This is a genomic window from Psychromonas aquimarina ATCC BAA-1526 (assembly GCF_000428725.1).
GTDB lineage: Bacteria > Pseudomonadota > Gammaproteobacteria > Enterobacterales > Psychromonadaceae > Psychromonas > Psychromonas aquimarina.
The window spans coordinates 1-13,337 of the sequence record NZ_AUAM01000062.1; the positions used below are offsets into that span (position 1 = coordinate 1).

At 41.1% G+C, this 13,337-nt stretch carries 13 protein-coding genes and 1 pseudogene; 11 read left to right on the forward strand and 3 right to left on the reverse strand.

What is annotated here, in order from left to right; genetic code table 11:
• Positions 1-365: pseudogene (locus G337_RS26530) on the forward strand (IS4 family transposase); the annotation flags it as partial.
• Here G337_RS26530 and G337_RS26535 read toward each other — a convergent pair.
• From G337_RS26535 to G337_RS0117365, 3 genes are all read right to left on the reverse strand, one after another.
• Positions 329-829: a thermonuclease family protein gene (locus G337_RS26535; RefSeq protein WP_245597676.1), complete on the reverse strand. Its 501-nt coding sequence runs from the start codon at positions 827-829 to the stop codon at positions 329-331. The pseudogene G337_RS26530 and the gene G337_RS26535 sit on opposite strands and share 37 nt — an antisense overlap.
• Before the next feature lie 459 nt (positions 830-1,288).
• On the reverse strand, positions 1,289-1,501 hold the full coding sequence (rpmE, locus tag G337_RS0117360; RefSeq protein ID WP_028865022.1) for a 50S ribosomal protein L31: 213 nt from the start codon (positions 1,499-1,501) through the stop codon (positions 1,289-1,291).
• 285 nt (positions 1,502-1,786) lie between these two features.
• Positions 1,787-3,142: a hypothetical protein gene (locus G337_RS0117365; protein ID WP_028865023.1), complete on the reverse strand. Its 1,356-nt coding sequence runs from the start codon at positions 3,140-3,142 to the stop codon at positions 1,787-1,789.
• Positions 3,143-3,443: 301 nt separating this feature from the next.
• On the opposite strand from G337_RS0117365, the gene G337_RS26540 reads away from it, so the two are divergent.
• The 10 genes from G337_RS26540 to tkt all read left to right on the forward strand — a co-directional run.
• A complete protein-coding gene (locus G337_RS26540) occupies positions 3,444-3,611 on the forward strand; it encodes a XapX domain-containing protein (RefSeq protein ID WP_019616556.1) in 168 nt (55 codons plus the stop codon).
• A 116-nt stretch (positions 3,612-3,727) separates the two neighbouring features.
• Complete coding sequence (gene tal / locus G337_RS0117375) at positions 3,728-4,678, forward strand: transaldolase (protein WP_028865024.1); 951 nt, start codon at positions 3,728-3,730, stop codon at positions 4,676-4,678.
• Between the two features lie 140 nt (positions 4,679-4,818).
• Positions 4,819-6,084, forward strand: a complete 1,266-nt coding sequence (locus G337_RS0117380) for a NupC/NupG family nucleoside CNT transporter (RefSeq protein ID WP_028865025.1) — start codon at positions 4,819-4,821, stop codon at positions 6,082-6,084.
• A gap of 129 nt (positions 6,085-6,213) precedes the next feature.
• Entirely contained in the window at positions 6,214-6,987 is a 774-nt protein-coding gene (gene deoC, locus G337_RS0117385; RefSeq protein WP_028865026.1) for a deoxyribose-phosphate aldolase, read from the forward strand.
• Positions 6,987-8,234: a phosphopentomutase gene (locus G337_RS0117390; RefSeq protein WP_028865027.1), complete on the forward strand. Its 1,248-nt coding sequence runs from the start codon at positions 6,987-6,989 to the stop codon at positions 8,232-8,234. Before deoC ends, G337_RS0117390 begins: the two co-directional genes overlap by 1 nt.
• Before the next feature lie 109 nt (positions 8,235-8,343).
• Complete coding sequence (gene deoD / locus G337_RS0117395) at positions 8,344-9,054, forward strand: purine-nucleoside phosphorylase (protein ID WP_019616551.1); 711 nt, start codon at positions 8,344-8,346, stop codon at positions 9,052-9,054.
• A gap of 147 nt (positions 9,055-9,201) precedes the next feature.
• Positions 9,202-10,020 (forward strand): nucleoside-specific channel-forming Tsx family protein, encoded by an 819-nt coding sequence (locus tag G337_RS0117400; protein WP_028865028.1) that lies wholly within the window; start codon positions 9,202-9,204, stop codon positions 10,018-10,020.
• A 500-nt stretch (positions 10,021-10,520) separates the two neighbouring features.
• Positions 10,521-11,144 carry a YgjV family protein gene (locus tag G337_RS0117405; RefSeq protein ID WP_028865029.1) on the forward strand — a complete coding sequence of 208 codons (624 nt, stop codon included), beginning with the start codon at positions 10,521-10,523 and terminating at the stop codon, positions 11,142-11,144.
• Between the two features lie 4 nt (positions 11,145-11,148).
• Positions 11,149-11,550: a cytidine deaminase gene (cdd, locus tag G337_RS0117410; RefSeq protein ID WP_028865030.1), complete on the forward strand. Its 402-nt coding sequence runs from the start codon at positions 11,149-11,151 to the stop codon at positions 11,548-11,550.
• 414 nt (positions 11,551-11,964) lie between these two features.
• A partial coding sequence (tkt, locus tag G337_RS0117415; RefSeq protein WP_028865031.1) for a transketolase occupies positions 11,965-13,337 on the forward strand: 1,373 nt, incomplete at its 3' end.

Below are 13,337 nucleotides of genomic sequence, written 5' to 3' on the forward strand. Positions count from 1 at the left end.
ATATAGAAAGCTTAAGGCTGCAAAGTAAAGATAATATGGAAAGACTGGTTACTATCAATGGGTTTATTGCAACGAGATTACTTCAGCTTAAGTTTGCCAATGAACAAGCTGACAGTACAAGTTGCGAGCAAATATTATCAACAAAGGCATGGAAATTACTTTGGTTAAAAAGGGTAAAGACTAAGCTTCCAGATACCGTTCCCAATATGAGGTGGGCTTATAGTGAATTAGCAAAGCTGGGCGGTTGGAAAGATACAAAGCGAACGGGGCGCGCATCTGTCAAGGTGCTATGGCAAGGATGGTTTAAATTACAAACCATCCTTGAAGGTTATGAGCTAGCGAAGTCTCTTGAATCTGACTTGTGATCAAGAGACAGCGACCAAAGCCCCTTTTTTCTCATACGCGCCTGCCTTTGTGCTTTTTGAAAACACTGCCAGAAGCGGTCATTTCTGCCAATCACAAGCTGTTTTGCTAAACCGCTCTGTAACTGCAGCAGTGCCAGGTTTCGTCCAGTTTTGCTATAAACATAAGCTAATACCCGCCCGTATTTATCCTGCTTAGTTTTATCAAAAACCAGATGCAGCTTATCACCAGCTTTTATATATTTTTCTAATAATTGTTTTGCTTCAAAAGAAAACGGCTCAGAAAGACTTTTATCACGATAATTAATCTCAGGCGTATTAATACCTATAAAGCGGACTAAAGACCCGTTTGTTAAGGTGACCGTATCACCATCATTAATTTTTTTCAGTGTGACAGTTTGATCCCAGTCGACCTTCTGGCAGGACGCATATAACTGCACGGGCAGAAAAATAAAAAGTATAAACAATCGTAAAAGCACCGTTTATTCCTATAAGATTAAAATCTGCTTTTACTGTAGTAATAAAAACAAAAAAGCACCTTTTTAAAATCGTTTCTGGTCTTTCTAGTTAAGCCGTTTACAAGAAAAAGAACCGAAATATTTTTTACTTATCACTACGGTTAACAGCTTCGATGCGGCCGCCGGTATCAGCAGCCCAGTGATGCCCCTGCTGTTATTTATCAGCAGGCATAAAAAAGACACCATTCGGTACCTTTTTGAAATCGTTTCTGGTCTTTCTATTTAATCCGTTTACAAGAAAGAGAACCGAAACGTTTTTTGCTTCTCTGTACGGATAACAGCTTCGATACGACCGTCAGTATCAGCGATACTGTGACGACGCCTGCCACTACACCAGCAGGCATAAAAAAAGGCGCCATAGGCACCTTTTTAAAATCATTCTGGGTCTTTCTATTTAAGCAGTAAAGCTTATTTAGAAGAAAGAGAACCGAAACGTTTTTTGAATTTGTCGATACGACCGCCAGTATCAACAACACGTTGAGTACCAGTGTAGAACGGGTGACATGCGCCACAGATATCTAGAGTCAGGTCTTTGCCGGCTGTTGAACCAACTTTAACTACGTTACCACAAGAACAAGTTGCTGTGATTTCGCTGTATTCTGGATGAATATTGTTTTTCATAGGGAAAACCTCTATTGGGCCGTGTCGCTGCTCTGTTTGAATGAATTATTTCACTCAACAAAGTACCACACGTATTAATCGTAAATTTTTAGGTGGCGAATTATATAAGGATGTGCAATAAAAATACAACCAAAATATAGGATATTTCCACTATTTAAAGCAGCAGACTCCATTGTACGTCTGTCACAGCTCTATTAACCTTTTATTATCCTTAACAAAGCAGTGCTCATTGTAGATTTTATAGCTAGAGCAAAAAAACACTATGCTTGTACTAAACAAAGTCATTCAGCTCATTATCATTTTCAGAGCATCCTGCAGAAGACTTTCAGGTGTATAAACCTGCGGCGCAACTCCTAAGGTGATTGCCCGGGTCGTATTATTTTTCAGATCACAGTAGTTGAATATAACGCGGTGAATTTCAGAGAGCTGATCAATTACATTAATACTGTTTATGCCTTTATTCATATGCTGATCAATATAGGTATAAAACAGATCGATACTGTCACTATGATGAAGTTTAATATCTGCACTATCGGTTAATTTACAAGTAATTGGACAGATAGCTCCTAATTCATTACTGAACCAGCGGTCCTTCCACCAGCCGATTTTTTTACCCTGGAGTTTTTCCCTTGAATTAAGAAAAGGCACAAAAAAATAGACATCGGCATTAGACTTTTTGATGTCCTCATAAGCGGCCATTAAAGCTCCGGATCTGAGGGTACTTTCGTGTTCAATATAATGATCATATTTATCTGCTTTACGGCTGAAAGCATTCAATAACTGAAAATGAATATAAGCCAATTTATCCGGATAGATTAAATTACATTTTGTAACCGGTTTTAACTCCCCGACTAATAACTGCTCAAAATGATTACGGCTCATATTCTGCTGATAACGGTTAGTCAGGACATTTTCCAGATTATCTGATTCATTGGATGTTATAATGGTATTTTCACTTTCATCATAAATATAATAGTCAACGACACTCTGCCTGGTCAGATTATTGCTGTTCAGCAGTATGTAGCCGCTGTCAACTTCAGAGGTGATTAAGCTGTACATGCCTCTTTTATGATCAAGTTTAATAACCCGGCCTTCTGTATGCATCGCTAAGTAACTTCTTTCCATCACTTCCTCTTCATGCAGGCGGCTGAAATTGGCAAATATGCTGGAAAGTTTATCAAGGTAAAAATAATACAGTCTGGCCGACAGGCCGCTTGCTTTAATCGATTCTCGTATTTCTTTATTTGCAATAATACTGGCAAGCACTAATTTCAGGGCTTCAATATTTTTATAATTCTGCACAGTATAAATAGTACGGCATGCACAGCATTTTTTCCGCTGTGTTCCTGCGGAGGTAAAACCGTGCAGCTTAGAATCCGTTCTTTCGCTAAAGAAAAAATACTGATGGCATTTAGGGCAGTGGGTTAATTTTCTGGCAAACTGAAAATCAAGCTTTTCTTTTACAATGCCGTTAACTAATTCGTTATTTATCCAGGGACAGTTACTGCCGCACAATTTACACTCGATTGACAGGTACCCTAAACGTCTGCTCTGCGGAATATAGTCTTCACTTTTGACCACTCCAAAATTTTCGCAATTAACTGTTTTGCAACAGTTAAAGTCTGTTCTAAATTTAAACATTGTTTATTCCTATAAATCGTCTAGCAAAACCACAGCCCACACATTTTGTTAATACAATTATAATCTTTACTTTTGACCGCTCCGAAATTTTCGCAATTAACTGTTTTACAACAGTTAAAGTCTGTTCTAAGTTTAAACATTATTTCTTCCTCTAAATCGTTTAACAAAATCATAGCCCACATATTTTGTTAACACCACAAAAGAAGATTATAATAATTATTGTTCTGGGGGTTTAGGTCACACTTTTAAGGTAGCTTAATAAATAAACTGATTTCAATTAATCGGATGACAAGGAGTCAGCATGCAACAAATTTTTATGGCCTTATTCGCAGGGTGTCTAGTAGGGCTTATTTTTGCTTTTTTAAAATTACCTTTACCAGCTCCACCAGTATTACCCGGCATTATGGGGATCTTCGGAGTGTATATGGGAGGCCTGATTTACCAGCAGTATATCAGCGCTTTGTTGTGATAGACGATTAAAAAACAGGAAAAATAAAAATCGGCTGAATTTATAATTACCAGCCTAATAGCGGTGAGAAATCACCATGTAACATTTAAATACCTAATTATTAAAAGGTTAGTTCAATGGATAGTAAATTAGACCAATTACGCAGGCTTACAACTGTAGTTGCAGACACAGGAGATATTGAAGCTATACAGAAATATCAGCCTGAAGACGCAACAACAAATCCGTCTCTAATTTTAAAGGCTGCACAGATCGCAGGTTATGCACCTTTAATTGATGATGCAGTTGCGTACGCAAAGACACAAAGTGATGTGAAAGAGCAGCAAGTTCAATATGCATGTGACATGTTAGCCGTGAATATTGGTAAAGAAATTCTAAACATTGTTCCTGGCCGAATTTCAACAGAAGTCGATGCTCGTTTGTCTTATGACACCGAAGCAAGCCTGACAAAAGCACGTCAGCTGATCAAAATGTATAACGATGCGGGTATTAGTAACGATCGTATTTTAATCAAGCTTGCGTCTACATGGCAGGGTATTCGCGCCGCTGAAATTTTAGAAAAAGAGGGTGTAAACTGTAATTTAACTCTCCTATTTTCTTTCGCTCAAGCACAGGCTTGTGCTGAAGCAGGCGTATTTCTTATTTCACCTTTTGTCGGCCGCATTATGGACTGGCATAAGAAAAATGAAGGTCGTGACTTTACAGCAGAATCTGATCCAGGCGTAAAATCTGTTTCAAAAATCTACAACTACTATAAAGAACATGGTTATAAAACAGTGGTAATGGGTGCAAGCTTCAGAAACACTGGTGAAATTTTAGAGTTAGCTGGATGTGACCGACTCACTATCAGCCCTCAACTATTAGAAGAGCTTGAAAATACGCAGGGAGAGGTAATCACAAAATTATCTGCTACGACTGAAATCAAAACACCAGGAGCACCATTAACCGAAGCACAGTTCTTATGGGAGCACAATCAAGATGCAATGGCGATTGAAAAACTTGCCGAAGGCATCAGAAATTTTGCTATCGACCAAGATAAGCTGGAAGCAATGATTATGGAACGTCTGTAATTATTTTCAGCTAAAAAAACAACCTGCCGATGCATTCTTGGATTCAGCATTAGCAGATTACCTAATTTAAATAACAGTAATGAAAATGACGGACAGAAAATTTTTTCTTAAGTCAAGCCAAACTAAAATGGAGAGTTAAAATGCAAATTGTTATGGGTTTAGTAGGGATTCTATCCTTAATTATTATTGCGGTGATATTTTCGAGCAATAGAAAAGCAATCAACCTGAGAACGGTTGGGGGCGCTTTCGCAATACAAGCAACGATACCTGCTATTGTTATATTCACAGAATCTGGTGCTAGTGTATTAGGCGGCATCTCTAACGGTGTTCAAGCTGTAATCGACAGTGCAAACGCCGGTATCGGTTTCCTTTTCGGCGGCCTTGTTTCTGGTAAAATGTTTGAAGTATTCGGCGGCGGCGGTTTTGTCTTCGCATTCCGCGTACTACCGATCATCATCTTCTTTGCTTCATTAATGGCTGTACTTTACTACATGGGTGTTATGCAGTTCATCATCAAAATCTTTGGTGGCGCACTACAGAAAGCTCTGGGTACAAGTCGTACAGAGTCTATGTCAGCGGCTGCTAACGTTTTTGTTGGTCAAACAGAAGCACCGTTAGTTGTTAAACCATTTATCCGCTCAATGACTCGTTCAGAGCTGTTCGCGGTAATGTCAGGTGGTCTTGCATCAGTTGCCGGTGCGGTACTAGCTGGTTACGCATCTTTAGGTGTTAGTCTTGATTACCTGATTGCGGCATCATTTATGGCGGCACCAGGTGGTCTATTAATGGCTAAACTTTTAGAGCCGGAAACAGATACACCAAAAGATGAAATGGACCAGTTAACTGATGCAGAACTAGCAGCTGATGCTGAAGGCAAGCCGGTAAATGTAATTGATGCGGCTGCAGCAGGTGCATCTGACGGTCTTCACTTAGCAATGAACGTTGGTGGTATGTTAATCGCGTTTATCGCATTAATCGCTCTAATTAACACTATCTTAGGTGCTGTAGGCGGTGTATTCGGTGTTGATGCTCTAACTCTACAACAGATCCTAGGTTACTTATTCGCACCAATCGCGTTCCTAATCGGTGTTCCATGGTCTGAAGCAATGCAGGCCGGCAGCTTACTAGGTCAGAAACTAGTAGTGAATGAGTTTGTTGCTTACATCGACTTCGTAGGTATCAAAGAAACTCTAAGTGCAAACACACAGGTAATCATCACTGTTGCTCTATGTGGTTTTGCAAACTTATCTTCAATGGCAATCTTACTTGGCGGTCTAGGTGTACTTGCACCATCACGTCGTCCTGATATTGCCCGCATGGGTCTTAAAGCAGTTCTTGCTGGTACGTTATCTAACTTCATGAGTGCAACTCTAGTAGGTATCTTCTTCGCACTGAGCGTTGCTTAATTTCTCAATAAACAACCAGTTACCCTGAACGAACGATAATTTACGGTAACTGGTATAACCTCCAGGCGCTTGGAAGCAAGTTCTGAGCAGCCTGGCTCTCTTACTAAAGAAAATCAAAGGAATTAAATAATGAGTGATTTACAATTAGCATCTCGTCAAGGTATCCAGCTAATGGACCTGACAACATTAAATGACGATGACACTGATCAAAAAGTAATTCAGTTATGTGCAGATGCTCACACACCAGCCGGCGATACTGCGGCAGTGTGTATCTATCCTCGTTTCATTCCGATTGCTCGAAAAGTATTAGCTGAACAAAATACCGCGCACATTAAAATTGCGACGGTTACAAATTTCCCACACGGTAATGACGACTTAGAGATTGCTCTAGCCGAAACCCGTGCTGCTGTTGCCTACGGCGCAGATGAAGTTGATGTGGTTTTTCCTTATCGTGCATTAATGTCGGGTAACAGCGAGATTGGCGCAACCATGATCAAAGCGTGCCGCGAAATCTGCGGTGACAAAGTAAAACTGAAAGTTATTATCGAATCAGGTGTATTACAGAGCCCTGAACTAATTAAACAAGCAAGTCTGATCTGCATCAACGCAGGCGCTGATTTTATTAAAACCTCAACAGGTAAAGTACCTGTGAATGCCACTTTAGAAGCAACCAGAGTAATGCTGGAAGCGATTAAAGAGTCTGGGCTTGATGTTGGTTTTAAAGCGGCCGGCGGTGTTAAAGATGCACAGACAGCACATGACTACATGCAGCTTGCCCGTGACATCATGGGTGAAGACTGGGTAAATACAGACCATTTCCGTTTCGGTGCTTCAAGCCTACTAACAGGCCTGTTAACTGAATTAAAATTAACAGATAAAACAGTAGAAAAAGGGGCTTACTAATGAAACGCACACTTATCTTATTACTTGACTCTTTCGGTGTCGGCTCATCAGCAGATGCAGAGCAGTTTACCGGTACACGCCCTGACGGCAGTCAGTTCAACGATGCCGGTTCAAACACACTGGGACATATTGCGAAGCTGTGTGCAGAGGGCAAGGCAGACAACGGACGTCAAGGTCCGCTGACTATCCCGAATATGAACAAACTTGGTCTTGGCCGAGCTTGTGAAGAAAGCTCAGGTATTTTTCCTGCAGGTTTAGATAAATCTGTAGAAGCTGAAGCTGCTTACGGTTATGCAAAAGAGATCTCAACAGCAAAAGACACATCAAGCGGTCACTGGGAAATCACCGGCGTACCTGTGTTATTTGACTGGGGATACTTTAAGAAAAAACAGGACAGCTTCCCTCAGGAGCTGCTGGATGAATTAGTTAAACGTGCAGATCTGCCTGGATATTTAGGTAACTGTCACTCATCGGGCACTATCATTCTTGAAGAGCTTGGTGAAGAGCACATCAAAACCGGCAAACCAATTTTTTATACTTCTGCAGACAGTGTTTTCCAGATTGCCTGTCATGAAGAAAGCTTTGGTGTTGAGCGTCTTTACGAGCTATGTAAAATCGCACGTGAACTGGTTGATGAATACCATATCGGCCGTGTTATTGCCCGTCCGTTTGACGGCACTGACAGCAGCAACTTTGCACGTACCGGTAACCGTCATGATTACTCGGTTGTACCGCCGTCACCAACTCTGCTTGATAAAATGAAAGATTCCGGCGGTGAAGTAGTTAGTATCGGTAAGATTTCAGATATTTTTGCAGCTCAGGGTATCACGAAAGCAACTAAAGCAAACGGTATTGAAGAGCTGTTTAATGCCAGCTTAGATGAACTGAAACAAGCCGGTGATCAGAGCATTATTTTCACTAACTTTGTGAACTTTGATGCTGATTTCGGACATCGCCGCGATGTTTCCGGTTATGCAGCAGCTCTGGAATATTTTGACAAACGTTTACCGGAAATCCTTGCAGAGCTGGGTGATGAAGATCTTCTTATCATTACTGCCGATCATGGTTGTGATCCAACCTGGGACGGCACGGACCATACCCGTGAACATATCCCGGTTATTGTCCACGGTAAATCGGTTAAAAACGGCCCTGTCGGCCTGCGCGATACGTTCGCCGATATCGGTCAAACAATCGCCGAGCACCATAATTTACCAGACCTAGAGTACGGTAAAAGTATTTTTAAGTAATTAATATCAACACCAACTGCAGAGGCTAATTTCACCTCTGCAGTAACTAAAGACGCTCTGATTTTACGTTTTAGGCGGCTTTTTAAATAAATACATGGAGAATGATACAATGGCAACACCTCATATTAATGCAGTAGACGGCGCTTTTGCAGAAACAGTTTTACTTCCTGGCGACCCTTTACGTGCTAAATATATTGCAGAAACTTTTTTAGAAGATGTAGTACAAGTAACAGACGTACGTAACATGCTTGGTTTTACAGGCACTTATAAAGGTAAGCGTATTTCAGTAATGGGCAGCGGCATGGGTATCCCTTCTTGCTCTATCTATGCAACTGAACTAATCCGTGAATACGGCGTTAAAAATCTGATCCGTGTAGGAAGCTGTGGTGCTGTAAGCCCTGATATTAAGCTTCTTGATGTTGTTATCGGTATGGGTGCTTCAACAGACTCAAAAGCAAACCGTATCCGCTTTGCCGGACATGACTATGCAGCAATCGCTGATTACGGTCTTCTAGAAAAAGCAGTAAACTCTGCTCGAGCACATGGTATCGAAGCTAAAGTTGGTAACATCTTCTCAGCTGATACCTTCTACACGCCAGAGCCGGAAGTATTTGATACACTAGAAAAATACAATATTCTTGGTGTAGAAATGGAAGCTGCAGGTCTATTTGCAGTTGCAGCAGAAGAAGGCGCTAAAGCGCTGTGTATTTTAACTGTATCGGACCATATCCGTACTGGTGAAAAATCAACTTCTGATGAAAGACAAAACAGTTTCAATGAAATGATAATCATTGCACTGGATTCTGTGGTAGCAGAATAATAAGAACTTGAAATCTGAGGCACCAGCAGGCAGAAAACCGCATGCAAAAACGTCTCAGGTAGATTGGTAAGTATTACGCAAGTAATAGATAAAACAAATAACATCATTGATGATGCTTATTTACTAAACTTTAATAAGGAAATAACTATGCGCAAGTCTCTTTTAGCCCTTAGTGTACTGGCTTTATCGTCAACTTCTGCTTTCGCTGCTGATTACAGCGACGGCGACACTCATAAAAACGACTACAAATGGCTGCAGTTTAATGCAATGTACTCATTTGGTGAAATACCTACTTCTGAAGGTGCTACCAAGGAAGATCACGATTACCTGGAAATGGAATTCGGCGGCCGTTCTGGCATCTTTGATCTGTACGGCTACGTTGATGTATTCAACCTAAGCCAAGACGGCGGACAAAAGAAAGCAAATGGTGTTGACAGTAATGAAAAAATGTTCATGAAATTTGCACCACGTATGTCTCTTGACGGTTTAACTGGTAAAGATCTGTCTTTCGGTCCAGTACAAGAGCTGTACATTGCAACATTGATGAACTGGAGCGGTAATGACGTAGTAAACAATGCTAATATCGGTCTTGGTTCAGATGTGATGGTACCTTGGTTAGGTAAAGTTGGTTTAAACTTAATGGCTCATTATGAAATTGGCCGCAGCGAGTGGGATGGTTTCCATGCAGCAACAAACTGGTTCAAACCTTTCTTCTTCTTTGAAAACGGTTCATTTATCTCTTACCAGGGTTACATCGACTGGCAGTTCGGTATGGATTCAAAAGACGGTAAATCAGCTGACGGCGGTAACATGTTTAACGGTATCTACTGGCATTCAGACCGCTTTGCACTGGGTTACGGTCTAAAAGCATATAAAAATGTTTACGGTCTGAAAGACGAAAGTGCATGGCCAGGTGCAGACACAACTGGCTTCAGCCACTACGTAAGTGCAACTTACAAGTTCTAAGAACTTAACAGATGCATCCGGGAGAGCGGCTAACCGCTCTCCTATATGATTTATTTAATCACATCAATTCCTTAAGTAGGTGCTCATTCAGAGCGCTGCGGCTTTTCAAACTGTTTTACTGCTTTAGATTCTGTGCAGACGTTATTACGGCTGTAAAAACTCTATCTGCCTAAAACCCTTTAAAACCCCGCCAAAAACACCTATTTATCGTGCAGGTATTTCTGAAGTTAGAATGAAGTCAACTGACAGCATTTATTATGCAGCCGCTATGAACCAGTTTATTTCAACTGGCAATAATCCATGCCCGCACAGAAGCGCGGTTTACTGAAGCTGAACGTGCTATTCAGCGTGCGATTATCTGCGCAGCGGATAAACCTGAATCTGAAACACAGGTTTATCGTCGTATACGCTTACAGGACCTGCAATAAAATATAGATAATAGACTAAGATATACCCATGGAACGGGTATATTTGCAAAGCAGACCTCAAGGAGAGTTATTATGGAATTTGACTGGGTAGAGTGGTATGGATATTTGGCCTCATTGGTCGTCCTAGTTTCATTAACTATGAGTTCAATAATCAAACTGAGGGTGATTAACTTTATAGGCTGTCTGCTTTTCGCCTCCTTTGCTTATTTTATAGGTTCAGCCCCCACCATGCTGATGAACCTCTGCATTGCGGGTATCAATGTTTATTATCTTTATCAGATGTACAACAGCAAAGAAGAATTCAAAATAATTTCAGCTTCAAATAATTCAGAATATTTCCAGCATTTTATCAGCGTTAATCAAGATGATATTGAAAAACAGATCAACCTGGAAAAATTGAAAGAAGCCGAAGCATCATTTTATATGTTACGTGATAACAATATTGCCGGGCTGCTTGCCGGTCAAATAGAAGAAAATGGTGTTTTTACAATTATGCTGGATTACGTTATCCCGAGATACCGCGACTTTAAACTCGGCAGTTATTATTATAATACCCACCCTGAGTTTATTAAAGCCAAAGGGATCAATACATTAAAAGCATTTGCCGACAATGACGAGCACTGCTTTTATCTTGAGAAGATGGGCTTTGTTAAACAGTCCGAAAACGATTCTCATACTTATATAAAGAGACTATGAAAATATGAACTACTTCAATGAATTAAATACACTGCTGGATATGTCGTCAGCTCCTTACTCTGGTTTTAACGTAGCGGCAATTGTTGTTACAAAAGATAATAAGGTTTATAAAGGGGTTAATGTAGAATCCGCGGCCTACCCGACAACCAACTGTGCGGAACGAAATGCCCTGCAGACAGCAGTAACAGAAGGTGCAAAAATCGGCGATGTTAAAGAAGTACATGTACTAGGCCGTAATTCAGAGAAGTTACTGGTAAAAGCTTACCCTTGCGGTTCATGCCGTCAGGTTATTGCAGAACAGTCTGCTAATGATGCGCAGGTTTACTGTTACGCATCTGAATCGGATGTGGAAAGTTTCACCATTGCTGAACTGCTGCCGCATGCGTTTTTAGGTGCAGAATTATAGCAGTACTGAAAAATAAGTGAGTACCCAGGCTTTCTGCTTACTCACTTACTTTTTCCCCTCTCCCTCCCTTCTTTTTTCTTATAAATTCAATTTATTCGGTCCCGCCAGCCTGACCACTATCGTACTTTCTATTCGCCTGATTTTTCAGCACTTTTAAACGCAGATATTAGCCCGCGACAAAAAACCACACGTTTTGTAAACACAACAAGGAAGATGAAAGTAATAACGATTGGGTCGATCTAGATCTCATTTTCTGCACCGCTTAATAAATAAACTAATTTCAATTAATCAATTCACAGCATGTCTGCAGGGAATTATTTCCTGATCATATTTACAGGATGTTCGGATAGGCTGACATTTAAATGTTTATAATTTTTTAACTATATACACAACTCAACAGACCAGGAGAAACAGATGCCATCTCGTCAAGAGCTAGCTAACGCAATTCGAGCCCTAAGCATGGACGCCGTTCAAAAAGCCAATTCAGGTCACCCAGGAGCACCAATGGGTATGGCTGATATCGCAGAAGTATTATGGCGTGATTTCTTAAACCACAATCCAACTAACCCGCAGTGGGCTGACCGAGACCGCTTTGTACTGTCTAACGGACACGGTTCAATGCTGATCTATTCTCTATTACATCTGTCGGGTTACGATCTGTCAATTGATGATCTTAAATCTTTCCGTCAGCTGCATTCTAAAACTCCAGGTCACCCGGAATACGACTACACACCGGGTGTAGAAACAACAACTGGTCCTCTAGGACAAGGTGTTACTAACGCAGTAGGTATGGCGATTGCTGAAAAATCTTTAGCTGCGCAGTTCAACCGTGAAGGTCACGATATTGTTGATCATTATACTTACACTTTCTTAGGTGATGGCTGTCTGATGGAAGGTATCTCCCATGAAGCTTGTTCTTTAGCGGGTACTTTAGGTCTTGGTAAACTGATTGCATTCTGGGATGACAACGGCATCTCTATCGACGGTGAAGTTGAAGGCTGGTTCACAGATGATACGCCGGCACGTTTCAAAGCATACGGCTGGCATGTTATTGCTGTTGACGGTCATAACAGCGATGAAATTAAAGCGGCAATCACTGCAGCTAAAGCGGAAACAACTAAACCAACAATGATCTGCTGTAAAACAACTATCGGTTTTGGTTCTCCAAATAAACAGGGTACACACGACTGTCACGGTGCTCCACTAGGCGCTGATGAAATTCTGGCAACACGTAAAGCATTAGGCTGGAACTACGGTGACTTTGAAATTCCTGCAGATATTTACGCCGGCTGGGACAACAAAGAAAACGGTCAGGCAAAAGAAGCAGCCTGGGATGAGAAATTTGCAGCTTATGCATCTGCTTTCCCTGAATTAGCATCTGAATACAAGCGTCGTATCAACAGCGAAATGCCTGCCGACTGGGCTGAAAAATCAAACCAGTACATCAGAGATTTACAAGCTGATTCAGCAAATATCGCAACACGTAAAGCATCACAAAACTGTATCGAAGCATTTGCTCCTATGCTGCCTGAACTTCTTGGCGGCTCTGCAGATTTAGCGCCTTCTAACTTAACTATGTGGTCTGGTACTAAAGCCATTACAGCAGATGATGCATCTGGTAACTACCTGCATTACGGCGTACGTGAATTTGCTATGTCAGCGATCATTAACGGTATGGCGCTGCACAAAGGTTTTGTTCCTTACGGCGCAACATTCCTGATGTTTATGGAATACGCACGTAACGGTTTACGTATGTCTGCATTAATGAAGCAGCGTGCTATTCAGGT

Excerpts from the sequence above, each read along its gene's own strand:
- rpmE (WP_028865022.1), bottom strand. The coding sequence starts at position 1,501 with ATGAAAAACAATATTCATCCAGAATACAGCGAAATCACAGCAACTTGT.
- G337_RS0117365 (WP_028865023.1), bottom strand. The coding sequence starts at position 3,142 with ATGTTTAAATTTAGAACAGACTTTAACTGTTGCAAAACAGTTAATTGC.
- G337_RS26540 (WP_019616556.1), top strand. The coding sequence starts at position 3,444 with ATGCAACAAATTTTTATGGCCTTATTCGCAGGGTGTCTAGTAGGGCTT.
- tal (WP_028865024.1), top strand. The coding sequence starts at position 3,728 with ATGGATAGTAAATTAGACCAATTACGCAGGCTTACAACTGTAGTTGCA.
- G337_RS0117380 (WP_028865025.1), top strand. The coding sequence starts at position 4,819 with ATGCAAATTGTTATGGGTTTAGTAGGGATTCTATCCTTAATTATTATT.
- deoC (WP_028865026.1), top strand. The coding sequence starts at position 6,214 with ATGAGTGATTTACAATTAGCATCTCGTCAAGGTATCCAGCTAATGGAC.
- G337_RS0117390 (WP_028865027.1), top strand. The coding sequence starts at position 6,987 with ATGAAACGCACACTTATCTTATTACTTGACTCTTTCGGTGTCGGCTCA.
- deoD (WP_019616551.1), top strand. The coding sequence starts at position 8,344 with ATGGCAACACCTCATATTAATGCAGTAGACGGCGCTTTTGCAGAAACA.
- G337_RS0117400 (WP_028865028.1), top strand. The coding sequence starts at position 9,202 with ATGCGCAAGTCTCTTTTAGCCCTTAGTGTACTGGCTTTATCGTCAACT.
- G337_RS0117405 (WP_028865029.1), top strand. The coding sequence starts at position 10,521 with ATGGAATTTGACTGGGTAGAGTGGTATGGATATTTGGCCTCATTGGTC.
- cdd (WP_028865030.1), top strand. The coding sequence starts at position 11,149 with ATGAACTACTTCAATGAATTAAATACACTGCTGGATATGTCGTCAGCT.